This is a genomic window from Prosthecobacter sp. Pr1, assembly GCF_057652315.1.
In genome coordinates this window covers 114380-136396 of sequence record NZ_JBYFBS010000010.1, presented here as the reverse complement: position 1 = coordinate 136396, position 22017 = coordinate 114380, and the positions used below count along the sequence as shown (strand labels likewise).

The following is a 22017-nucleotide window of genomic DNA, read 5'->3' as shown; positions in this document are numbered from 1 at the left end:
TTACGCGGGGGGCGTCCCCCCGCGTCGAAGACCAGTCTAGTCTTACAGACCTTCCTGGCGGAGGAAGTTCTCCACCCAGGTGATGTCGTACTGGCCGTTCTGGAAGTCGGAGGTGGTCATGATCTGGCTTTGCAGCGGGATCGTGGTCTTGATGCCTTCGACCGTGAATTCTCCAAGTGCACGGCGCATGCGGCGGATGGCGATCTCACGCGTGGCACCGGTAACGATGAGCTTGGCGATCATCGAATCATAATACGGCGGTACGGAGTAACCGGAATAGACGTGGGTGTCCACACGGACGCCGCGGCCACCGGAGGTGTACCAGAGATTGATCTTGCCGGGGCTGGGGGCGAAGTTGCGGGCAGGATCCTCGGCATTGATGCGGCACTCGATGGCATGGCCACGAGGCTGGGCGTCCACCACGTGCTCGCTCAGCGGCAGGCCGGCGGCGATGCGGATCTGCTCCTTGATGAGGTCACAGCCATACACTTCTTCCGTGATGGGATGCTCCACCTGAATGCGGGTGTTCATCTCCATGAAGTAGAAGTTCTCGCACTTGTTATCGACGAGGAACTCGATGGTGCCGCAGTTCTCGTAGCCGATCTCCTTGCAGAGCTTCACCGTGGCTTCACCCATGCGCTTGCGCATTTCGGGGGAAATTTTTGGGGAAGGGCACTCTTCGATGATCTTCTGATTGCGGCGCTGCATGGAGCAGTCGCGCTCACCGAGGTGAACGACGTTGCCATGGGAATCGGCCACGACCTGGAACTCGATGTGGTGGGGCTTTTCGACGAGCTTTTCCATGTACATGGAGCCGTCACCGAAGCACTTCATGGCTTCCAAGGAAGCGGCCTGGAAGCTGGACCGCAGAGTGGCTTCATTGAGCACCGGGCGCATGCCGCGGCCGCCGCCACCGGCGCTGGCCTTGACCATGACGGGGTAGCCGATCTTGCGGGCCCACTCGAGGGCCTCCTCTTCTGTGTGAATGATGCCGTCAGAGCCGGGCGTGATGGGCATGCCTGCCTTCAGGGCCGTTTCACGCGCCACGTTCTTGTCACCCATCATGCTGATGACGCGGGCGGAGGGGCCGATGAACTTGATTTTGCACTGCGCACAGACTTCGGCGAATTCAGCCTTCTCAGAGAGGAAGCCGTAGCCGGGGTGGATGGCGTCCACGTTGGCAATTTCCGCCGCGCTGATGATGCGGCTCATTTTCAGGTAGCTCTCGGAGCTAGGACCAGGGCCAATGCAGATGGCTTCATCGGCCAGGTGAACGTGCATCGAATCGACATCGGCTTCGGAATAAACAGCGACGGTTTTGACGTCGAGTTCTTTACAGGCACGAATGACGCGGAGAGCGATTTCACCACGATTGGCAACGAGGACTTTTTTGAACATGAGTGATCAGAAGGTAGTGGAAGTCTGCTTGGCTGGACCGTCTGCAGGCCCGAATTTGCGGGCCCGGACGTCAAGACAGGGGCAGGGTGGGCAATCAGGCTTTCAACTCGAACAGGGGCTGGCCATACTGGACGGGCTTGCCGTCTTCCACGAGGACGCGGACAATGGTGCCACGGGTGTCAGCCTTGATTTCATTCATGACCTTCATGGCCTCAATGATGCAGACATTGCTGTTTTCACCCACGCTGTCGCCGATGTTGGCGATGGGTTTTTCTCCCGGAGCGGCGCTGCGGTAGAAGGTGCCCACCATCGGGGAGTTGATGGTCGGTCCCATGGCTTCGGAAGCGGCGGCTGGAGCCGGGGAGCTGGAGGCGGCAGGGGCTGGAGCGGGTGCAGCAGCGGCTGGAGCCGGGGCGGAGGCATAGGAGACGTGTGAACCGGAGGAGACAGGCATGCTCTGGAGCAGTTCTTTGACGGCCTCCAGATCAGAACCACGGCGGAGTTCAAGTTTGGCGCCTTTTTGCTCGCTGTGGAAATAGGTCAGGTTGTTCTCAGCCATGAGTCCGACGATTTCGCGGATCTGTTTGAGGTCGTAGGCTGAGGACGAAGGGGCGGCGGGGGCTGCTGGTTTGGTAGTGGTACGTTTGGCCATGTCGGGGAGAGTGTGTCAACGAACGGAAGGCGATCATACAAACTCCACCAGATGTGGCAACCACAAAGGCATCCTTGACTTTTAAGTTCGAATCTTTCCCTAACTTTCAAGGAACACGCGGAAATTTGGAAAAATCAGGCTTCCGCTTCTCCACATAGGCGTTTTTGCCCTCTTTCGCTTCTTCGCTCATGTAATAGAGAAGCGTGGCGTTTCCGGCGAGGTCCAGCAGGCCCATCTGGCCGTCGCAGTCCGCATTGAGGGCGGATTTGAGGCAGCGCAGGGCCAGCGGTGAGTGCTGGAGCATCTCACGGCACCATTTGAGCGTCTCTTCTTCCAGCTGGTCCAGCGGGACGACCGTGTTCACCAGGCCCATTTCCAGCGCCTGTTTCGCATCGTACTGGCGGCAGAGATACCAGATTTCACGCGCCTTCTTCTGCCCTACAATGCGGGCGAGGTAGCTGGAGCCGAGGCCGCCGTCGAAGCTGCCGACCTTTGGGCCTGTCTGGCCAAAACGCGCATTGTCTGCGGCGATGGTCAGGTCACACACGATGTGGAGAACGTGGCCGCCGCCGATGGCATACCCGGCCACCATGGCCACCACAGGCTTTGGCAGGGTGCGGATTTTCCGCTGTACATCGAGGATGTTCAGCCGAGGCACGCCGTCGTCGCCGATGTAACCGGCATCTCCGCGCACCTTCTGGTCGCCACCGGAGCAGAAGGCCAGGGGCCCTTCGCCGCAGAGGATGATCACGCCCACGCTCCGGTCCTCATGCACGATTTCAAACGCTTCCAGCATCTCCTTCACCGTCAGCGGCCGGAAGGCATTGCGCACCTTCGGACGGTTGATGGTGATCTTGGCGATGCCATCGCTGGTTTTCTCCAGCTTGATGTCTTTGAAAGTTTTGATCGAAGTCCACATGGGGAAGGGAGGGGGAGTTGACGGTGGTTTACGGTTGTTGACGATGGTTGGGCAAACAATCGTCAACTCAGCCTCAGGCGAAGCTCGTGAAGGTGCGCAGTTCGGCAATGCGTGCGGCGATGTCAGCCTTCGTGACCGTTTGCAGCTTGTGCGTGCTGAAGGCTTCGCAGGTGTAGCTGGCGGTGACGCTGCCGTGGACGACGGCGGTCTTCAGATCTTCGAAGGTCGGCTTGGTCTTGCCGTTGGCGGCGAGCCAGCCGGACAAACCACCGAGGAAGGAGTCACCGGCGCCGGTCGGGTCAAACACGCTGTGCAGGGGGTAGGCGGAGCAGGCGAAGAATTCCTCCGGCTTCTCACCAAAGAGGAAGCTGCCGTGTTCGCCACGCTTGACGATGACGAAGCGCGGGCCCTTGGCCTGCAGCTTGCGCCCGGCTTCCACGAGGTTGGTGGTGCCGGCGAATTCCTTGGCCTCGCCGTCATTGATGACGAGGAGGTCGATGCGCTTGAGCACTTCATGCAGGCGCTCATTGGCGATGCTGATCCACAGGTCCATCGTGTCGGCGGTGACGAAGTCGGCCTGGATCTGGTCCAGCATCTGCATCTGGTTGTCAGGGCTCATGTTCGCGGCCACGGCCACCTTGGCGGCTTTGGCGGCGGCGGGCAGATTGGGCTGCCACTGCTCCAGCACGTTGAGGCCCACCTTGTGCGTGGTGCGGCTGTTCATGTCCTCATGGTATTCGCCGGTCCAGGTGAAGGATTCACCATCGCTGCGCTCCAGGCCTTCCAGCGTGATGCCGTGGGAGGCCAGCATGTCGAGATGCGGTTTGGGGAAATCATGACCAATCACGCCCACCAGATGGATCGGCTGGCAGAAGATGCTGGCGGCCAGTGCCGCGTAGCTGGCGGAACCTCCGAGCAGGTTTTCCTGCGAATCCTGCGGGGTTTTGACATTGTCGAGGGCGACGGTTCCGGCGATGACGACTGACATGAGCGTGTATTTGGTTAGATAAGGTGTAATAGTTAGTCCTTGCCTCGCAGGCGGTGGACTTTAACGGTACAGCAGCCAGCGGGGACGCGGATTATCGGTTCCACCTCCGTTGTGTCAATTGCCACTCCGCACACTCTTTCATGCGTCTCAGTCTTTGCTTTTTCATGCTGATCCTCCTTCCCGTGGCGACGGGGGTGCATGCATGGCTGTTTTGCCGTGACAATCTCCCCCCGCTCACCCAGGAGGCCGTGGCGCGCCTGAAGGCCGCCGGGGTGCGGGATCCCGTCGTGGACGTGCGCTTTTTCGACATTGCTGTCAGCGGCGAGGCACCGGACCCGTCCGCCCGTGAGCGGGCGCTGGTGGCCATCCGCAGACTCGTGCCGCTGCGTTTGAAGCCCGGTGCGGAGAATATTCACGTGAAGGCCAGTCTCAGCGCCAGATTGGACCAGGGCACCCTCCGCCTCAGTGGCTGGTTTCCTGAAGGGGACGAAACGGGCAATGTGCGCCGCCTTCTCGCCGATCTGCGCCCCGATCTTGTCATCAATGCCGATGATCTGCACACCTCCCCCGAAGTGAACTGGCCGGAGGGCCTGAGGCCGCCGTTCACGGCCAGCAGCCCGCTGCTCAAGCCGATCATCGACACCCTGCGTGTGCCTGCGGAGCTGCACATCAGGGCCAAAGGCGATGCCATCGTGCTCAGCGGACTGCTGCCAGACACCGCATTGAAGGAGGAGCTGGTGGCCGCGCTCGCGGAAGTGGCGGGCGCGCGGGTGGTGGACCCCACCGCACTCCAGGCCAGCCCGCATGTGCTGCCCGCCGCCTTTGCCAAACCACAACTGCTCACGGCCTTTGTGAACAGTTTTTTCTCCCTGCCTCCGCCGCGCACCTTCGACATCAAGAGCGATGGCATCCCGCATTTGACCGGGATGGCCACGCGGCAGCTTGAGAGTGTTTGGCTGGCATTGTTACGGCCCGTCACCGGCGCTGCCAAGGTGGATGCGAAGTTCACGCTGGTGCCCTCCTTGTATCATTTTCCCGGGTATCAGATTCAGTCCAAGCTGCCGCCAGACACCCTTGACTCACTGCGCGAGGTCTTGCGGGACTGTGTGATCATGTTTGATCCCGGCTCGGCGCAAATTCCACCGCAGGAGCAGATCAAGCTCGCCACCCTCGCGTCCAGCTTGCTCGCCGCAGGTCCGAGTCTGGGGCTGGTCATCGGCGCACATCCAGATCCCGCCGGCCCCGAGAAGGCCGAAAAAGACATCAGCAAAGCCCGCGCTGAAGCCGTGCTGTCCTTCCTTGTGGAGCAGGGCGCACCCACCACAGACATTCATGCGGTGGTGTTTGATCCTGTGCCCGCCGGTTCGCCTGCGGCCCCTGCCAGCCCGCGTTGTGTCGAACTCCTTATCAAATAGCCGTCTATGAAATTCGACTTTGAATCCCTCTCTTCCGAGCCGCTGTTTTACATGCTCATGCACAGCGGTGCCTTTGTCTGTGTGCTGGGATTCATCTTCTTCGTCATCGGCATGCTGTTTGGCTATGCGACCTGGGGCCGCTACAAGCGCCAGACGCGTCAGTTGCTCGGCGAGGCCTCTTCCCTGAAGGATGAAATTGCCAGTTTGAAACGTAAAGTGGGCGATCACTCCATCCTGTCCGGTCCTGCTGTCGCGATGGCTACCGAGACCATTCACATGCCCAAAAAAGAGGGCACGCCTGCCGCCGAAACTGTGCCGGCCGTCACAGAAGGAACCATTGCCAAACGCGACATTGATCTGCCTGCCGCGGCCCCTCAGTCAGACCCGCCGCCCGTGGAAGCCACCGCTCCGGAGAGTGTCCTGACGCCGGAACCGCCTCCCGCAGTGCCGACGGAGCCGCCGCCCGCCGCATCCTCCCCAACGGGCATCACATCTTCCGCTTCCGAGCTGCCGCAGCCTGCACCACACGCCTCGCCCCTCGCCGACATCATTTCGGCCCCGCATGCCAGCGAAGGGGCTGAAAACGGTGTGGATGCACATGCTGCACCTGGAGGTCTGGTGCTTGCCGACAGCCTCCCCTCATTGACCGAACTCCTGCTGCCTGCTCTGCCTGAACTGGAAGCGGCACCTCAGCTCGAACTGAAGCTCGAACCCCAGTCCGATTCCGAACTCGATCCCAAGCTCGGCCTCATTTACAAGACCCAGCCTGAAAACGTGGACAACCTCACCGAGATTGAAGGCATCTCACTGGTGCTCGCACAGCGTCTCCACGACATCGGCATCTACACCCATGCGCAGATCGCCGCCTGGGATGAAGATCAAGTCAAAGAGTTCTCCGCCCGTCTCGCCTTCAAAGACCGCATCTACCGTGAGCGCTGGGTGGAGCAGGCCAGGAAGCTGGTGGCTGCGCCGGCCACTGTCTGAGCTGGCTCGGATTCCGCCGATGAAGCGCATTCATTGCGCAACCGCCTCCGCATCGCTGGGTTGGATGCGCTCATGATCACGCGCCTTTCTTTGCTGGTACTGCTGTCTTCGTCTCTCGCCGCCAGCGCCGCCGACTGGCTGCGTTTTCGTGGTCCCAATGGCAGCGGCATCGCGCCGGATGACAAGCCGGTGCCGGTGGAATGGAGCGCCACGAAAAACCTCAAATGGCAGACCGCTTTGCCCGGCCCGGGTTCCTCCAGCCCCATTGTCGTGGGAGATCGTATCTTCGTCACCTGCTGGAGCGGCTACGCCACGGATGGGCAGCAGGGCACGGGAGACATCACCGCGCTGAAGCGCCATCTCATCTGCGTGGATCGCACCACCGGCAAAATCCTCTGGGATCGCTCCGTGCCCGCCAAGCAGCCGGAGGAGCGCTACGGCGGCATGTTTGCCCAGAATGGCTACGCCAGCCACACGCCTGTCTCGGATGGGAAAAGCGTCTTCGCCTTCTTCGGCAAGTCCGGTGTGCTCGCCTTTGATCTCGAAGGAAAGGCACTCTGGCAGGCTGATGTGGGTGATTGGGATGACCGCCGTGGCTGGGGCTCTGCTTCCAGCCCGATTCTGCATGGCGATGTGTTGATCGTTCCCGCGCTTGTTGAAAGCCAGGCGCTGTTTGGCTTCGATAAAACCACCGGCAAACAACTGTGGAAAGCCCCCTCCGAAGGCTTTGCCGGCACCTGGGGCACGCCTATCGTTGTTGAAGTCGAAGGCCGCGCCGATCTCGCCATCGCCGTGCCGAGCGAGGTTTGGGGCTTCAATCCCGACACCGGCAAGCTGCGCTGGTACGCCACCGGGCTGCAAAGCGACTCCGTCTGCAACAGCGTCGTGACCGACGGCAGCGCCGTCTTCGCCATGAGCGAGCGCGGCGGCGGCTCCGTCGCCATCAAATCCGGCGGCAAAGGCGATGTCAGCGCCACCCACACTCTCTGGACCGGCTCCAACGGTTCCCGCATCGCCACTCCCATTCTCTGGGAAAATCGCCTTTACTGGATCAGCGGTTCCATCGCCACCTGTCGCGATGCCAAAACGGGTGCTGAGGTCTACAGCGAACGCATTGAGCCCAGCGACGCTGCCACCGCCGCCGCTCCACCTCAAGGCGGCAATCAGGGCTTTGGTGGCGGAGGCGGTGGACGTCGCAGTGGTGGTGGCATGGGTGGTGGCGACTACGCCTCCCCCGTCGCCGCCAACGGTCACCTCTACCACGTGAGCCGACGCGGCGAAGTCCTCGTCATCAAACTTGGCCCCAAGTTCGAAGTCATCTCCCGCAACAAAATTGAAGGCGACACCTCCGATCACAGCGCCACTCCGGCGATCAGCAATGGGCAGTTGTTTCTGAGGTCGGCGAAGACGCTGTATTGCATTGGGGAGTGACTGTTGTGGAGGATCAGAGAAATGAATTTTGCGATTGGCTGTCCAGTGTTCGCTCTTGCTGAAGAATGCCGTTTTCGATAAAACGAGGCATGCTTCCGCCGACATTGAACTCACACTGCGCCCCGCATTACGCATGAGCCTGCGTTTTCTGCCATGGCTCTTCATGGCCTGCACACTCTCAGCTCAGGATCTCAGTTCAATCCTCGCTCCAGACCTCGCTGACGGCTTCGACTTTCCCGTAGGCGGAGCGGACGGATCGGCGGGCTACAAAGATCTGGCCACCAAACGCTGGTACAAGAAATGGAGCGTGAGCGAGTCCGTAATCGATGCGCTGGGACTTGAGGCGCACGAAACATGGAATGGCAGTGGCGGTGGTGACACGGATGCAAATCAACCCGTTTACGCATTGGCCGCCGGTACTGTCAGTGACGTGAAAGACGGCGAGGTCTGGCTGGAGCACCGCTTTCTCGACAATGGACAACCCCAGCGAGTACTGGCCGGCTATGCAGGCATCCATTCATGCACTCTCAAGCCCGGCGACGTGGTGAAGCGCCGTCAGCGCATCGCTCAGATAGCTGCCGGAGCAGATGGCACCCAGGCACAGCTCACGGTCACACTGCGGCATCTCCTTTACGCCGAAGCGGCCACCTGGCCTCAGAGTGTGGCCACGTTCATTCGCAGCCACAGACGTCTGCTGGTGCCCGCGAAGGAGGAGCGTCTTCTCATTGCGGTGAAGCATGACTATCAAATTTCTTTTTGCGAGAAAGGACAAGTCAAACACACGCTGCCCATCGCTCTAGGGCAGGACGGCAGGCAGCGAAAAACAACTGACGGCGACAACCGCACCCCGGTGGGCGAATACCGGATCACGCAGAAGGCCAGGGGACCATTCGATGGCGAATACGGCGCTTATCTCGGCGCCGCATGGTTGCGGCTGAACTATCCGAACGCCAACGATGCCCGAACAGCATTGATCGAAAAGCGAATCACCAAGAAAGAGCGCGATCGTATAGCCGCGGCAGCGCTCAATGGCTCTCTAGCTCCGACCGATACCGCACTGGGCGGCGGCATCGGCATTCATGGCTGGATCAGCGACTGGCCCGACGGCAAACACCACCTCACCTGGGGCTGCCTGAGTTTGCGAAAGGTCGATCTGCTTCAGGTTCACGATTGGGTGAGCAAAGGGGCACGGGTTTTGATCCTGCCGTGATAGCAGTGATGCGCTGCGGCGATGGGCCAGGTTTATGTCAGTGGATTCCACACTTTCTGAAATCCAAAGCACTCGAAGTCCTTTACATTGGCCGTGGCGAATTCAGTGACGCCGAACGCACGTAAGCAGAGGGCGGTGCGTGTGTCGTAGATGCGGCGACGGGCGGTGCCAGGTGTTGCAACTTGATGCCAGAGATCGGCGTGCACCTCGCGGCTGGTGGGCGGAAAGCCGAGGATCTTCCAGCGAGGATGCTGACGGTAACTCTGGATGACACGCACAGCATCAGGCGCGTTGAGAGGCTTCTTTAACACAGTCGGATTGCGCAGTAGAAGGTAGAACTCGGTAAGAACAAACTCACTCAGGGCTACGCTTTCACTTGCCGACATGGAGGTGATGAATGCAAGAGCCCGGTCGTGCTCGGGGGCCGCCTCGCTGTAGGCGTAAAGCAGGAGGTTGGTATCAATCGAGAGCATGGCGCGTTTTGGGTGATCTGGCCAGTCGTGGATCGGCGTCAGCAAAGGTGGCGTCGCGAAGCTGGGCTGCGCTCAGGCCTTTCCAACCGACTTTGCCGGAAGTCGGAGGGGCCCAGGCTGTGGTCTGCTGCTCGGGTGGCTCGGGATAGACTTGCAGCAACAACTCGGCAGCGCGACGGAAGGTTTCCGCCAGGGACCACTCGCGTTGCTTGGCGAAACTGCGGAGTTCACGAAACAACTCCTCAGGTACTTGGATCTGTGTCTTGGTCATGCATGCAATTGTCCAGCTCCATCAATTTAATGTCAAGACGTTGATTGCCACCCAACGCCCCTCACCGCCACTCATGCTTCGGATACCTTCCGCGCAACTGCGCCTTCACTGCCGGGTATCCCTCGCGCCAAAACCTTCCAATATCTCCGGTGGTCTGGATGGGGCGCTGTGCGGGTGAGAGCAGATGCACGGTGACGCTGATGCGGCCTGCGGCCACTTTGGGGTTTTCGTTCACGTCGTACATGTGCTGGAGCACGGCGCTCACACTCGGCGGCTGCTTTTCGTCATAGACGATGCGGGCGGTCTTGCCGTTTTTGAGGGGGTAGCGTTCGGGGGCGTATTTGTCGAGCATCTCGCGCTGCGCGTGGCTGAGCCATTGGTGCAGGGCAGGGAAGATGTCTTTGTCCTTGAGCTGACGGTAGGCGATGCAGCCAGTGCAGACTTGCTCGATAATGAGGTGACGGTCCTCCTCTCCGATGGCGGGGATTTCGAGATCGGGCATCCACTTGGAAAGGCAGTTCACGCGGGTGATCCATTGCTCGACTTTGTCGTTCCAGTTGGTGAGTTGGAGACGTCCGGCGATGACTTCGGCGGCGAGCAGGCTGGCGGCGGTGGATTCATCGGGCTCGCCGCGTTCGCGGCTGCTGAGCACGAGGCTGCGGAAGCGGACTTCTTCCAGATTCATGACGCGGCGGTTTACGGCGTCATAGGCGGCGCGGGAGGCGGTGGTGAAGTCTTCGGGGAAGAGCTCGCGCAGCCAGTCCTCTTCAATGCGTGTGCAGTTGTTGAGCTGCACGGTGAGCGCCTTGCCCTGCACCTCGACGATCTCGGCGGCGACGATGAGGCGCGGCGGGCGGATGTGCGCGTCTTTGCCAAGGTGGCCGCTGTAGCCACCCGCCAACCGGTAAATACGGCTGCCGGTGCTGGTCTCCACGCCGAGGTGATCGCTGAACGCAGCGAGCAGCATCTTTGCTAATGCGGTGGGATCGGCGACTTCGTCGTTGATGGGCAGACCGGAGCGTTTGGCGAGCTGGAGGAACTGATCGGCGCTGCGGGCAGCTTCGCGGGAGGCATTGGCGTGGATGCCGTAGCGGGCGCATTCATCGGGGTTGAAGTTCATCGCTTCAGCGCGGGCAAAGGCGCGGAGGATGGCCTGGAACTCCGTCACGTCATCGTGTTCCCACAGGTCCTCGTTTTTGTGTGAGGCGTTGTTTTTGCCGACGAGCAAGATGTCGCGCCCCTGCGCCGCGGCGGCGCACAGTGTGGCCTCGTGCAAACACCCAAACTGCGCGGCGGCGAGCAGCATGCGCGCAAAGCGCGGGTGCAACGGGAAGCGGCTCATCTGCCGGCCCAGCGTGGTGATGCGGCCTTCGTGATCGAGCGCGCCGAGATCGTGCAGCAGATTCTCTGCGCGCGACATGGAGGCGGGCGTCGGCGCTTCAAACCAATCAAAAGGCTCCCGTGAAAGCACACGCAGTGCCAGCAGGGCTTCGCTCAAATCGAGACGCTGGACTTCGGGAAGTTCGCTTTCAGGACGCAGCAGGTGATCGCGTTGTGTCCACAGACGCACGGCGATGCCGGGGCCGAGGCGGCCCGCGCGTCCGGCACGTTGCTCAGCAGACGCGCGGCTGATTTTCTGCACGGTGAGGGTGTTGATGCCACGGCGCGGATCATATGAGGCCGTGCGTGCCAGACCGCCGTCCACCACAGCTCGGACGCCTTCGATGGTGAGGGAGGTTTCCGCCACGTTCGTGCTGACGATGATCTTCGGCTGCTCGCCGGGCGTGACGGCGGCGTCCTGATCCTGCGGTGTCAGCTCGCCATGCAGTGGCACCACGCGGCGACCACGCGCAAAGCTGCGGCCCTGGATCGCGGCGATGGTCTTGCGAATTTCATGACCTCCCGGCATGAAGACAAGCATGTCGCCGGAGAATCCGGGTGAAAGGGCGAGGTCCTCGCAGGCGCGTGCGGCCTGATCCCAGATGGGCTCCGGGTAGCCGGTCTTGAGCTGCAAGGGGGCCTGATAGCGCACTTCCACAGGGAAGGTGCGGCCTTCGGATTCCAGCAGCTTGGACGGCTGCATGAAATCCACCAGCGGTCCCGGCACCAGTGTGGCGGACATGACGATGATCTTCAAATCCGGCCGCCGCGTGCGTTGCAGCTGCCGCGCAAAGGCGAGCACAAGATCACCATCCAGATGCCGCTCGTGGAATTCATCGATGCAGATGCAGCCCACGCGCTCAAGCTGCGGATCTTCGAGCATCTGCCGCAGCATCACGCCCTCCGTCACATAGCTCAGGCGCGTCTCCTTGCTGGTGATGTTTTCAAACCGCACTTGATAACCCACCTCGCCACCGAGGCGTGCATTGCGCTCACGCGCCACACGTTGTGCCAGCATTCGCGCGGCGATGCGGCGTGGCTGCAGCACAATGCAGCGTTTGCCCTCGGCCAGCAGGCCGGAATCCAGCACGAACTGCGGGATCTGCGTGGATTTGCCGGAGCCCGTGGGCGCTTTGATCAGCAGATTCGGCAGCGCCGGATCCAGCAGGGCGGCGGTGAAGGTCTGGCGGAGTTCAAAGATGGGAAGCGTGGCAGGGTTGGACATGGACACCCATGGTGTGGCCCACGAAACCCATGAAATACACGAAAAAATTGCCTGATCAGCGCCTTCCGTGAGCGCTCAATAGTTCAGCGTCATCATCCAGTAGGCGAAGTCAGCATCATCACTCGGCCCGGTGGCAGCGAGGTAAGCGCCCGCGAAGAAGTGCGAGTAGCCGATCAGCATGTCGAGATGCGGCGTGAGCTTGGTGTTGATGGTGAAGTCGAGCTCGCAGCCAGCGTGGCTGCTGGCGTTCGGATTGATGGCGCGGACGCGGGTGGTGCCGTTGGCGCGGTACCAGGCATCCCCCGTGGTGGTGAGCCAGAAGGAGTGGAAATCGAGCGTGGTCTTCACCTTCGAATGCGGCTGCGCGGCGAGGCGCAGGACGACGTTCTGCATGTTCTGCCAGGAGAAGGTGTCCATGAAGCCATAGGGCGGATGATTCGTGGGGAAGAGATTCTGGAAGGTGTGCACGCGGCCGTCATTGGGATCGCTGTCGCCACTGCCCGCGCTGTACTCGAGGGCGAGACGTGGCTTCCATGAATGCTTGAGCCAGTTGTAGCCGCCCTCCAGATGGTAGGCATAGGCGCTGAGAGGCTGGCCATTCAGCTGACCCGTCTGACCCACGAGTTCCACGGTATAATCCCAGCCCTTCAGCTTGGCGGGGTCTCCTTTGTGCCGCGTGCCGAAGGTGACAAAGTTGGAGACGCCCGTGGGGTTTTCCTCATGCAGATGAAAGGCGTACAGGTCCGTGGTCTGAAATGGCAGGAACTGGCTGCTGAAGTAGAGGCCGCTGAAGAACTGATTGCGCGTGGCTGCATCATTGAGCCAGTCGGACTGATTGAACTGCGAGCGGCGGATGCGCACAACACTGGAGGTGAAGGCGTCGAGCCACCAGGTGGGGGTCTGGTAGTGCAGCTTCACCGCATCAAAGGTGCGGCTGAAGTTCTGCCACTCCAGCGGGCCCACGAGACGTTCATCGCCATAGCTGAGCACCTGACGGCCTGCTTTGAAGCTGAGGTGCTTTGGGTTGCCGAGTTCGATGCTGGCCAGGCGCAGGTCAAAGCTGTCATCTCCCTCCGCGCCGTTTTGCAGCGGCACATTGGCGCGCTTTGAGAAAGCCTCGCGCACGTCCTGCCCTTGCACGGCGATTTTGACAAACTCATCCGGCTGCCACTCGACCCCCAGACGCATGCGTGCCAGCAGGTAGGTGTCATCAGTCACCGCGTTGTGGCTGGAGTCGAAGTCGTATGTGTTGTTGCGTGTCTCGCCCCGGGTGCGCGCCTGGAAGTTCCACTTGAGCTGTTCGGCGATGCCTTCGCCCAAAGCAGGGAAGGCGCAAAGACTGAGAAAGAGAAGTGGGAGGCGCATGAGCTCTATTTGTGTCGCAGACACTTCGGCAACGAAAATAGACTTTCGGTATGGCTTTCATGCTGGTGCGTTATGGTTGGCGGGCTTCTGAATTGCCATGCCGATGCGGCATCAAAACGATAGCGAAATGGGATTTTCGTTATGCCGCGTATCCGGGTATTCATGAGTGACGGACATCCTGCCTTCCCACTCTCATGAACTACGACGCGCTCATCATCGGTGCCGGACCTGCGGGTTCCAGCGCTGCGGCCATCCTGGCTGAATACGGCCACAAGGTGCTCATTTTAGAGCGCGAGAAATTTCCGCGCTACCACATTGGCGAGTCGCTGATCCCCTTCACCTATGGGCCGCTGGAGCGCCTCGGGCTGATCCCGAAGATGAAGAAGTCGCACTTCGTGAAAAAGTACAGCGTGGCCTTTGTGCAGCCGAGCGGCAAGGCTTCCCAGCCCTTCTATTTTTTCAATCGCTACGATCGCGAGAGCGTGGCGCAGACCTGGCAGGTGCTGCGCTCCGAGTTTGACCAGATGCTGCTGGACCATGCACGTGAGAAAGGTGCAGAGGTGAAAGAGGAGACGGCCGTGCAGGAGCTGATCAAGGAGGATGGCCGTGTCGTCGGCGCACGTGCCAAGGACAAGGATGGCAACGTCACTGAATACCGCGCCAAGATCACCCTCGACTGCACAGGCAAGGAAGCCTTCAGCGCGACACGCAACAACTGGCGCATGCGCGACCCCTATCTGAACAAGGTTGCGGTGTGGACCTACTACAAGGGATCAACTCGTGAACCCGGCATCGACGAAGGCCAGACAATGGTCGCCTACATCCCTGACAAAGGCTGGTTTTGGCACATACCTCAGCACGATGACATGGTGAGCGTGGGCGTGGTGGCTGAAGGCAAATACCTCACACGCGGCGGCGTGAAGGACCCGAAAGAAATTTTCAATCGTGAAGTGGAGGAAAATCTGTGGATCAAAGAGCACCTCAGCACCGGCACCTCGAATGGCGAGTATCGACTCACCAGCGAGTACTCGCATCATGCCAGGCACTGCGCCGGTCCCGGGCTGCTGCTGGTGGGAGATGCTTTTGCGTTTCTTGATCCCGTCTTCAGCAGCGGGGTAATGCTGGCGCTGAAATGCGGCGTGCTCTCCGGTGAGACGATTCACCAAGGCATTCTCGAAGGGGATCTCTCTCCCGAACGCTTCACCGCCTATGGCGCGACGATCCGTCAGGGCGTGGAGAACATGCGCAAGCTGGTCTATGCCTTCTACAATCCTGACTTCTCCTTCCGCGAAGTCATCAAACGCTTCCCTGATGCGGGCGGTGCCATCACCGACTGTTTGTCTGGCGACGTGAACAAGGACTTCAGCGTGCTCTGGAGCCAGATCCGCGAGTTTGTACCTCTGCCCGAAGACTTGCCCTATGGCGAACCTCTGGCGGCGTGACACGCCATCGAGGTTTCCTCATTCGATCGCGATCTGCTCAGTGATGCCCACCTTCTTATGCATCCACACGATAAAGAAAAACAGGCGCAGCCGCCACTTTGCCGCAAAGGAGAGGCGGGTGCGGCCTGCGAGCACGCAGTTGATGGCGCACATGATTTTCATCTTTTGCGTGGGCTGGAAAAAGATCTGGGCAAAGTACAGCTTGTAGAATTTTTCGATGAACTCCCAGTACTGGCCGATGCGGGCGCGGGTGTCTCTCTCGTAGGTGTGCATGGCGGGCGTCAGACCCTTCTGCAGACGCAGGGCTTCATCAATGACCTGCGCGCCTTGCTGCCCGCTGGTCATCGCCAGCAGAACTCCGCTGGAGAAAATAGGATCAATAAAACCCGAGGCATCACCCGCACGCAGCACGCGGTGTGAGACGAGAGCATCATTTTTATACGAGAAGTCAGTCACCACATGAGCCTGAGTCATCTGCACCGCATTCACGAACCGCTCGCTCACGACTTTGGTCGTGCGCACGGCGTCGTCGTAGGCCTGCTGTGGTTCCACGCCCAGTGCCTTGAAGTCGGCGGCATCCATCACCAGGCCCACGCTGGTTTTGTTGTCTTCCAGCGGGATCATCCAGAACCAGGAGTTTTCACGGCGGACAATGAGAATGTCTCCGCGTTCTTCGCCCTGCGGCATGTCCACACCTTGGTAGTGGTTGAAAATGGCGATCTTTTTGTGGCCGGGATAATACTTCCTCATCGAGGCCCGGTTGGCGGTGAAGTTGGACAAGCCGCTGGCGTCCACGAGGAAACTGGCGCTGACGGTCTGCTCGGCCCCTGCAGCGTCCTTGTATCGAACGGTGACGTGGGTGTCGTGCACCGTGTGCTCAATCACGGTGCTTTCTTCACGCACATCCGCCCCGCACTCCTGCGAATGATCGAGCAGGATCTTGTCAAACTTCGAGCGCTCCACCTGCACGGCTGTCGGGTATTCGGTGAACGATCCCTTGGAGAAATCCAGGCGCACCTTTCGGCTGCCATTGGCCATCAGGAACTGCGCGCCGCGCTTCAGCATGAAGCCGCCGGATTCGATCTTCGACCACACTCCGAGTTCATCGAAGATCTTGCGGTTGTAGGGCAGAAGCGATTCACCGACGTGAAAACGCGGAAACTTCATTTTCTCCAGCACCAGCACACGCCTTCCAGCCTTGGCCAGCGTGGTGGCGGCTGTGGAGCCGGCAGGGCCGCCGCCGATGACAATGACATCCCAGGATGGGCTTGTGGAAGCCGGAGTTACAGGCGCGCTCATTCAGTAAACAACTTTGAGGGTGAACCGCCATTCTCACGCAAGCGCAATGAAGGCGCAACTTCACAAGCAATCTGCAAACCAAAAAACACAGCCACATCACTCCACTGCATCCCATGAAAAGAAATGTCTCTTTTTATCTCTGCACCCTGCTCATTGTAGGCCTGGGAATCTTTGCCGTTTTGCATTTTGGCGCCGATCTGCCGTTTCCAGCGCATGCACGATTGGAAGCGAAAGCGGAAAGCATTGCTGCCAAGCCTGCGGCTTCATCTGGGATTACGGCTGGTAGTTCGACTTTCTCAGCCGTCATGGATGGTCTGCGCGTGAACGCGAATGAACCCGTGAGCCGCCTGCTGGTGCAATTGCTGGTTGTCCTTGTGGCTGCTCGTCTGACGGGCGCTGTGTTCACTCGCTTTGGACAGCCTGCGGTGGTTGGTGAGATGGCGGCTGGTATCCTGCTGGGGCCGTCACTTTTTGGCTGGCTGTCACCTGACGTCTATCAGTTCGTTTTTCCAGCCACCTCACTTGGCACGCTGAAAATGCTCAGTCAGATCGGGGTCTGTCTGTTTCTTTTCTCCGTGGGCATGGAGGTGGACACCGGACACGTGCGCAAAAAGGCCCACACAGCCGTGATGGTGAGTCATGCCAGCATGGTCATTCCATTCTTTCTCGGTGTGCTGCTGGCCTATTTTCTTTACACAAGCCTGGCGCAGACTGGCACCACGTTTAACGCATTCGCTCTGTTCATGGGCATCTCCATGAGCGTCACAGCTTTCCCGGTTCTCGCCCGCATCTTGCAGGAGCGTCGCCTGACGAACACCTTCCTCGGCAGCACGGCCATCACCTGTGCCGCGGTGGATGATGTCACGGCATGGAGCGTGCTTGCCTTTATCGTGGCGATTGTACGCGCCACCAGCATGGCCGCTTCAATCGTGAATCTTGTGTTGGTGGCGGCCTTTATCTCCTTCATGATTCTGATCGTCCGGCCCATGCTGCCCCGCATGATCGGCACCCGAAATCTGGAGTGTGAAGATCCGCCCAAAGGTGTGCTGGCCTTTGTGATTTGCTTGGTGATGGCGGCAGCCCTGATCACGGAGATCATCGGCATTCATGCTCTTTTTGGTGCCTTCCTTGCGGGAGCGATCATGCCTGATGCTGGCGGCTTTCGGAAGAAGCTCGCGGTGCGCGTGGAAAACTTCAGCTCTGTGTTTCTGCTGCCGCTGTTTTTCGCATTCGTGGGCCTGCGGACGCAGATCAATCTGCTGAATGACTGGCAGGGCTGGCTGCTGTGCCTGGGCATCATTGCAGTGGCCACGCTGGGCAAGCTGGGTGGCAGCGCCATCGCCGCACGCTGGACCGGCATGAGCTGGAGCCAATCGCTGCAACTGGGTGCGCTGATGAACACTCGCGGCTTGATGGAGCTCATCGTTTTGAACATGGGCTATGACCTCGGCATCCTCTCACCGCGCATCTTCACCATGATGGTCATCATGGCCCTGGTTACCACGATGATGACCGGACCTCTGCTCACGCTTTTCGGCAGCAGGCAGCCAGCACTGGGGCCTGAAGCGGTTCCAGCATAAATTCCCAATCTCAGCTTTTGCCCTCGCACTCTTAGCCCTTGGAAAGACCACACGCATGGATTCAATGATTTCTGAAAGCACCGCCACCTACGATGTGGTTGTCATGGGGGGCGCGCTCTCCGGAGCGGCCACCGCCACTCTGCTGCTGCGCCACAATCCGGGCATCCGTGTCCTGATCCTGGAAAAAAACGAGCAGCTGGGGCGGCGGGTGGGCGAGGCGACGGTCGAAGTCAGCGCCTTCTTCATGGGCAAAGTTCTGGGACTGACGCAGTACTTGAACGAGAACCACATTTGCAAGCAGGGGCTGCGATTCTGGTTTGCCAACAAGGAGGTGGCATCCATCGCCGAGGCGAGTGAACTGGGTTCCAAGTATCAGGTCAAGCTGCCGTCTTACCAGCTGGACCGCTCCACTTTTGATGAGGAGGTGCTGCGCCGTGCTTGTGCCGCAGGAGCCACGCTGCTGCGCCCTGTCAGCATCACCAGTGTGCAGCTCGCAGAGGGTAGTATGCAGACCGTCACTTATAAACAGGGAGACATGACTCACACGGTGCAGGCACGCTGGATCGTGGATGCTTCAGGTGTGGCTGCGCTGATCTCCCGCAAGAATGGCTGGTGGAAGTCCAATTTCGAACATCCCACCACCGCCGCATGGTCGCGCTGGAAAGGGGTGAAGGATTGGGACGGCCGCGAACTGGCAGAAAAATACCCCGAATGGTCCGCCGCGCTCTACTGTGTGCGCGGCACGGCGACGAATCACGTCATTGGCGATGGCTGGTGGAGCTGGTGGATTCCTCTCAAGGGTGGAGACATGAGCGTGGGCGTCGTCTTTGATCAGCGCATTGTCGATTTCCCCACGGAGGGCGGCAAGGTGGGCGATCGGTTGAAGAACTTCCTCATGAAGCATCCCGTCGCCCGCGATCTGCTGGCAGATGCGCAGTATGATGAGAGCGATGTGCACTGGCGCAAAAACCTCGCTTATTACAGCACCACCTTTGCCGGAGACGGCTTTGTGCTGGCGGGGGATGCCGCCGCGTTCATGGATCCGTTTTACAGCCCTGGCATGGATTGGATTTCCTACACCACGAGCAGCGCGGCGAATCTGATCACTCAGCAGCGAAAGGGGGCATCTATGGCCGAGCTGGTGCCGCAGTACAATCACACCTTCTCCACCAGCCACCGCTGCTGGTTCCTGTCTCTGTACAAAGACAAGTATGAGTACATGGGCGAGTTTGATCTCATGGATCTGGCTTACCGCCTCGACCTGGGGCTCTACTACTGGGGTGTGGTGAGGCATCCGTTTGAGCAAGGGGCCACTGCGCTACACACACCGCCCTTCGCCACGGGGCAGGGGTTTGTGTTCAAGCTCATGAGCACCTACAACCGGCGCTTTGCACAGATCGCTCGTCGCCGCAGGCGCACCAAGGAGCTCGGTAAGGCGAATCGCAACAAGCGCAGCCTCATCACCGGCTTCAAGATACACCGCAACGATGCCATCAAACTCTTTGGCATGCTGGCCGAGTGGGTCATTTTGGAGATCCGTGAAGGCTGGCGCAGCTGGGGTGAAACTGCTGAAGATGTCGCAGCATCACATCTGCCATCGCAGACAAAAGCCACACCTGCGATGGCATGAGATGCAGCGGGGCAGCCTACTACATGCTGAGTTGTTCGTCTCCATCCGGTTCCGGCTTGTAAGTGCCGGAACCCACGAGGCGTTCAAAAATCGGTGACGCCATGAGCGTGGTGACCACGGCCATGATGACGAGCGTGGCGAACAAGCCTTCCGAAATGATGCCGCGCTGCAGGCCGATGTTGATGATGATCAGCTCCATCAATCCGCGCGCGTTCATGAGGATGCCGATGCCCATCGATTCGCGTGCGGAGATGCCGGTGGCGCGGGCTGCCAAGGTGCAGGCGAGCCATTTGCCCATCACTGCAGCGACGAGCACGGCGAGGCACATGCCCCAGAGGTACCAGGTGTTGAGCAGGCCGATCTTTGTGTTCAGGCCGGAATAGGTGAAGAACAGCGGCAGCAGCAGCGCCACGGCCAGCGGTTGAATGCGGGCGCACAGATCGCGCACCATAAGGCCGCGCGGCATGGCTGCGCCCATGATGAAAGCGCCGAACACCGCGTGAAGACCGATCATATCGGTGAACCACGCACCCAGGGACATCATGGCGATGCCAATGACCAGTCCGGCATCGGTGAGCTTTTCGTCTTTGATCAGCAGCGTGGAGAATTTCGCGAGCAATGGCCGGATGATGAGCAGCGCGACGCTCACGAATCCGATGGCACCGCCGATGTTGTAGAGGGCGTGACCGATGTTGTTGTCAAAACTCGCGAGCACGACGGCGAGAAGAATCCAGGCCGTGGCATCATCGATGGCACCCGCCCCGATGGCCACGGTGCCCATGGTGGTGCCGGCGAGTCCTTTGAAGTGAATGATGCGGGCCAGCATCGGGAATGCCGTGATGCACATGGAGGCACCCAAAAAGAGCATGGCCTCCATGATCGAGGTCTTTTTTGGGAACAGCTCGGTATGATGGAAGAGAATCCAGGCAAGCCCGGCACCAAGAAGAAACGGCGTGACCATTCCGGCAACCGAGACAGCGACACTGCTTTTCAAGCGCTTGGCGACGATGTCCACGCGGAACTCCATGCCGACGATGAACATGTAGAGCGCCAGCCCGAGCTGCGACGCTGGAAAAAGATAGCAGGAGGTGTCACGGAGCTTTTGCGTCTTGTCCCAGGGGAAGAGCCACTGCTGCCATTCAGGGGCCAGAGCGCCAAAGAGGGAAGGGCCGAGCAATACGCCGGTGATCATCTCTGCAACGACCTGCGGTTGGCCGAAGCGCGCCGCAATGGCCCCCACAGCGCGGCAGGCGAGCAGGATGACGGCAATTTGAAGGAAAAACTGGACGGCAAGGGAGACGTTATTCATGAATATCCAGCATATATGTCGCAGGTGAGCCGGTAACGAAAATAGACTTTCGCTATGTGTTTGATGCCGATACGGTATAACTAGCACCGATTATGGAACTGCGTCATCTGCGATATTTTCAAGCCGTGGCCGAGGAGCTGAGCTTCTCACGCGCCGCACGTCGGCTCCGCATAGCCCAGCCTGCATTAAGCCGCGCGGTTCAGGAGATGGAGCGCGAGTTGGGCGCGCAGCTGATCGAGCGAGAGCGGCGTTCGCCACGGTTGACTCCGGCCGGGGCCGTGCTGCTGCATGAGACGGGCTTGATTCTCGAACGCCTGGACGATGCCCTGCGCCGCGTGCGCCGCACTGCCAAGGGAGAGGAGGGCGAGCTGCGGCTGGGCTACATCGGCCCGCCGACACGGCCTTTTCTCGCGCGGCTGCTCAAAGAATATGGAAAGCGCTTCCCACGTGTGACCGTGATTCTGGAGGAACGCACGCCGGAGCGTGTGTGGGAAATGGTTTCAAAGGGCCGCTTGTCGGTCGGTTTGACCCGCCCCGTGTTTGCGCATGATGCTCTGGGTTTGCAGACGCTGCTGCTGCGGGAGGAGAAATTCTGCGCCGCCGTGCCGCTCGATCATCCCTGGGCGAAGCTGACTTCGCTGAATTGGAAGAAGCTCGCGGGAGAGCCGCTCATCCTGCTGGCGCGGCGGGAGGGGGCGGGCTCCCATGACGCCATTCATGCCTCCTTTGAGGAAGCGGGTTTCGCCCCGCGCGTGAAGCACACGCCAAGTCTGATCGGCACGGTCTTGCAATACGTCGAAGCGGGGGCTGGCATCGGCATCGTGCCGGAAAGCACGGCGAACAAGAGCCTCGCCCTGATCCCCCTCAAGCCGCAGCAGACCATCCCGCTGGTGATGGTGTGGGCCAAGGAAGGGGATGATCCGGCGGTGCTGGCGTTTCGGGATCTGGTGAAAGAATGGCTGCGCGCAGGAGAGTTGTGGGGCTGAAATGCGTTGCACCACAGCCCCGCTGGTGCTCCTTTCGCGCCCCCCTCGCCGGTGGCAATC

Annotated in this window: 19 protein-coding genes; 8 read left to right on the top strand and 11 right to left on the bottom strand. The window is 60.1% G+C overall.

Annotated elements, in window-relative coordinates; all coding sequences use genetic code 11:
- Positions 1–42 precede the first annotated feature (42 nt).
- The 4 genes from accC to AC24GY_RS17240 form a co-directional block, all read right to left on the bottom strand.
- Positions 43–1398: an acetyl-CoA carboxylase biotin carboxylase subunit gene (gene accC / locus AC24GY_RS17255; protein ID WP_422320607.1), complete on the bottom strand. Its 1356-nt coding sequence runs from the start codon at positions 1396–1398 to the stop codon at positions 43–45.
- Between the two features lie 94 nt (positions 1399–1492).
- Positions 1493–2050: an acetyl-CoA carboxylase biotin carboxyl carrier protein gene (accB, locus tag AC24GY_RS17250; protein WP_487685633.1), complete on the bottom strand. Its 558-nt coding sequence runs from the start codon at positions 2048–2050 to the stop codon at positions 1493–1495.
- Positions 2051–2156: 106 nt separating this feature from the next.
- Positions 2157–2969, bottom strand: a complete 813-nt coding sequence (gene menB / locus AC24GY_RS17245) for a 1,4-dihydroxy-2-naphthoyl-CoA synthase (RefSeq protein WP_422318109.1) — start codon at positions 2967–2969, stop codon at positions 2157–2159.
- A gap of 73 nt (positions 2970–3042) precedes the next feature.
- Positions 3043–3957: a PfkB family carbohydrate kinase gene (locus AC24GY_RS17240; RefSeq protein WP_461528096.1), complete on the bottom strand. Its 915-nt coding sequence runs from the start codon at positions 3955–3957 to the stop codon at positions 3043–3045.
- 164 nt (positions 3958–4121) lie between these two features.
- Here AC24GY_RS17240 and AC24GY_RS17235 point away from each other — a divergent pair, with 164 nt between their 5' ends.
- The 4 genes from AC24GY_RS17235 (at position 4122) to AC24GY_RS17220 (ending at position 8997) form a co-directional block, all read left to right on the top strand.
- The gene (locus AC24GY_RS17235) at positions 4122–5372 is read left to right on the top strand and encodes an OmpA family protein (RefSeq protein WP_487685628.1); all 1251 of its coding nucleotides are present in this window, start codon (positions 4122–4124) and stop codon (positions 5370–5372) included.
- A gap of 6 nt (positions 5373–5378) precedes the next feature.
- On the top strand, positions 5379–6356 hold the full coding sequence (locus tag AC24GY_RS17230; RefSeq protein WP_487685625.1) for a hypothetical protein: 978 nt from the start codon (positions 5379–5381) through the stop codon (positions 6354–6356).
- A gap of 72 nt (positions 6357–6428) precedes the next feature.
- Positions 6429–7787 carry an outer membrane protein assembly factor BamB family protein gene (locus tag AC24GY_RS17225; protein WP_487685622.1) on the top strand — a complete coding sequence of 453 codons (1359 nt, stop codon included), beginning with the start codon at positions 6429–6431 and terminating at the stop codon, positions 7785–7787.
- A gap of 133 nt (positions 7788–7920) precedes the next feature.
- Positions 7921–8997 (top strand): L,D-transpeptidase family protein, encoded by a 1077-nt coding sequence (locus AC24GY_RS17220; protein WP_487685619.1) that lies wholly within the window; start codon positions 7921–7923, stop codon positions 8995–8997.
- A 32-nt stretch (positions 8998–9029) separates the two neighbouring features.
- Here AC24GY_RS17220 and AC24GY_RS17215 read toward each other — a convergent pair whose 3' ends face one another.
- The 4 genes from AC24GY_RS17215 to AC24GY_RS17200 form a co-directional block, all read right to left on the bottom strand.
- Entirely contained in the window at positions 9030–9470 is a 441-nt protein-coding gene (locus tag AC24GY_RS17215; protein WP_487685616.1) for a TA system VapC family ribonuclease toxin, read from the bottom strand.
- A complete protein-coding gene (locus AC24GY_RS17210; protein ID WP_487685613.1) occupies positions 9457–9741 on the bottom strand; it encodes a hypothetical protein in 285 nt (94 codons plus the stop codon). Before AC24GY_RS17210 ends, AC24GY_RS17215 begins: the two co-directional genes overlap by 14 nt.
- 61 nt (positions 9742–9802) lie before the next feature.
- Positions 9803–12346 (bottom strand): ATP-dependent helicase HrpB, encoded by a 2544-nt coding sequence (hrpB, locus tag AC24GY_RS17205; protein WP_487685610.1) that lies wholly within the window; start codon positions 12344–12346, stop codon positions 9803–9805.
- A 75-nt stretch (positions 12347–12421) separates the two neighbouring features.
- A complete protein-coding gene (locus AC24GY_RS17200) occupies positions 12422–13711 on the bottom strand; it encodes an alginate export family protein (protein WP_487685606.1) in 1290 nt (429 codons plus the stop codon).
- A gap of 194 nt (positions 13712–13905) precedes the next feature.
- Between AC24GY_RS17200 and AC24GY_RS17195 the strand changes: the two genes are divergently transcribed.
- Complete coding sequence (locus tag AC24GY_RS17195) at positions 13906–15153, top strand: NAD(P)/FAD-dependent oxidoreductase (RefSeq protein ID WP_487685603.1); 1248 nt, start codon at positions 13906–13908, stop codon at positions 15151–15153.
- Between the two features lie 18 nt (positions 15154–15171).
- Here AC24GY_RS17195 and AC24GY_RS17190 read toward each other — a convergent pair whose 3' ends face one another.
- Positions 15172–16452, bottom strand: a complete 1281-nt coding sequence (locus tag AC24GY_RS17190; protein ID WP_487685600.1) for an NAD(P)/FAD-dependent oxidoreductase — start codon at positions 16450–16452, stop codon at positions 15172–15174.
- A complete protein-coding gene (locus AC24GY_RS17185; protein WP_487685597.1) occupies positions 16449–16667 on the bottom strand; it encodes a hypothetical protein in 219 nt (72 codons plus the stop codon). The genes AC24GY_RS17190 and AC24GY_RS17185 overlap by 4 nt, the downstream gene beginning before the upstream one ends.
- A 90-nt stretch (positions 16668–16757) precedes the next feature.
- Here AC24GY_RS17185 and AC24GY_RS17180 point away from each other — a divergent pair, with 90 nt between their 5' ends.
- Both AC24GY_RS17180 and AC24GY_RS17175 read left to right on the top strand, forming a co-directional pair.
- Positions 16758–18032 (top strand): cation:proton antiporter, encoded by a 1275-nt coding sequence (locus AC24GY_RS17180; RefSeq protein ID WP_487685595.1) that lies wholly within the window; start codon positions 16758–16760, stop codon positions 18030–18032.
- A gap of 64 nt (positions 18033–18096) precedes the next feature.
- Positions 18097–19662 (top strand): NAD(P)/FAD-dependent oxidoreductase, encoded by a 1566-nt coding sequence (locus AC24GY_RS17175; RefSeq protein WP_487685591.1) that lies wholly within the window; start codon positions 18097–18099, stop codon positions 19660–19662.
- Between the two features lie 19 nt (positions 19663–19681).
- On the opposite strand, the gene AC24GY_RS17170 is transcribed toward AC24GY_RS17175, so the two are convergent.
- On the bottom strand, positions 19682–20971 hold the full coding sequence (locus tag AC24GY_RS17170; RefSeq protein WP_487685588.1) for a cation:proton antiporter: 1290 nt from the start codon (positions 20969–20971) through the stop codon (positions 19682–19684).
- A 92-nt stretch (positions 20972–21063) separates the two neighbouring features.
- Here AC24GY_RS17170 and AC24GY_RS17165 point away from each other — a divergent pair, with 92 nt between their 5' ends.
- Positions 21064–21957: a LysR family transcriptional regulator gene (locus tag AC24GY_RS17165; RefSeq protein ID WP_487685585.1), complete on the top strand. Its 894-nt coding sequence runs from the start codon at positions 21064–21066 to the stop codon at positions 21955–21957.
- The last annotated feature ends 60 nt before the right edge of the window (positions 21958–22017 follow it).

What these genes read in the sequence shown, in the direction of transcription:
- accC (WP_422320607.1), bottom strand. Translation starts at nt 1,398, where the DNA reads ATGTTCAAAAAAGTCCTCGTTGCCAATCGTGGTGAAATCGCTCTCCGC.
- accB (WP_487685633.1), bottom strand. Translation starts at nt 2,050, where the DNA reads ATGGCCAAACGTACCACTACCAAACCAGCAGCCCCCGCCGCCCCTTCG.
- menB (WP_422318109.1), bottom strand. Translation starts at nt 2,969, where the DNA reads ATGTGGACTTCGATCAAAACTTTCAAAGACATCAAGCTGGAGAAAACC.
- AC24GY_RS17240 (WP_461528096.1), bottom strand. Translation starts at nt 3,957, where the DNA reads ATGTCAGTCGTCATCGCCGGAACCGTCGCCCTCGACAATGTCAAAACC.
- AC24GY_RS17235 (WP_487685628.1), top strand. Translation starts at nt 4,122, where the DNA reads ATGCTGATCCTCCTTCCCGTGGCGACGGGGGTGCATGCATGGCTGTTT.
- AC24GY_RS17230 (WP_487685625.1), top strand. Translation starts at nt 5,379, where the DNA reads ATGAAATTCGACTTTGAATCCCTCTCTTCCGAGCCGCTGTTTTACATG.
- AC24GY_RS17225 (WP_487685622.1), top strand. Translation starts at nt 6,429, where the DNA reads ATGATCACGCGCCTTTCTTTGCTGGTACTGCTGTCTTCGTCTCTCGCC.
- AC24GY_RS17220 (WP_487685619.1), top strand. Translation starts at nt 7,921, where the DNA reads ATGAGCCTGCGTTTTCTGCCATGGCTCTTCATGGCCTGCACACTCTCA.
- AC24GY_RS17215 (WP_487685616.1), bottom strand. Translation starts at nt 9,470, where the DNA reads ATGCTCTCGATTGATACCAACCTCCTGCTTTACGCCTACAGCGAGGCG.
- AC24GY_RS17210 (WP_487685613.1), bottom strand. Translation starts at nt 9,741, where the DNA reads ATGACCAAGACACAGATCCAAGTACCTGAGGAGTTGTTTCGTGAACTC.
- hrpB (WP_487685610.1), bottom strand. Translation starts at nt 12,346, where the DNA reads ATGTCCAACCCTGCCACGCTTCCCATCTTTGAACTCCGCCAGACCTTC.
- AC24GY_RS17200 (WP_487685606.1), bottom strand. Translation starts at nt 13,711, where the DNA reads ATGCGCCTCCCACTTCTCTTTCTCAGTCTTTGCGCCTTCCCTGCTTTG.
- AC24GY_RS17195 (WP_487685603.1), top strand. Translation starts at nt 13,906, where the DNA reads ATGAACTACGACGCGCTCATCATCGGTGCCGGACCTGCGGGTTCCAGC.
- AC24GY_RS17190 (WP_487685600.1), bottom strand. Translation starts at nt 16,452, where the DNA reads ATGAGCGCGCCTGTAACTCCGGCTTCCACAAGCCCATCCTGGGATGTC.
- AC24GY_RS17185 (WP_487685597.1), bottom strand. Translation starts at nt 16,667, where the DNA reads ATGCGCTGGAAACGGCAGATCGGCGCCAAAATGCAAAACGGCAAAGAT.
- AC24GY_RS17180 (WP_487685595.1), top strand. Translation starts at nt 16,758, where the DNA reads ATGGATGGTCTGCGCGTGAACGCGAATGAACCCGTGAGCCGCCTGCTG.
- AC24GY_RS17175 (WP_487685591.1), top strand. Translation starts at nt 18,097, where the DNA reads ATGATTTCTGAAAGCACCGCCACCTACGATGTGGTTGTCATGGGGGGC.
- AC24GY_RS17170 (WP_487685588.1), bottom strand. Translation starts at nt 20,971, where the DNA reads ATGAATAACGTCTCCCTTGCCGTCCAGTTTTTCCTTCAAATTGCCGTC.
- AC24GY_RS17165 (WP_487685585.1), top strand. Translation starts at nt 21,064, where the DNA reads ATGGAACTGCGTCATCTGCGATATTTTCAAGCCGTGGCCGAGGAGCTG.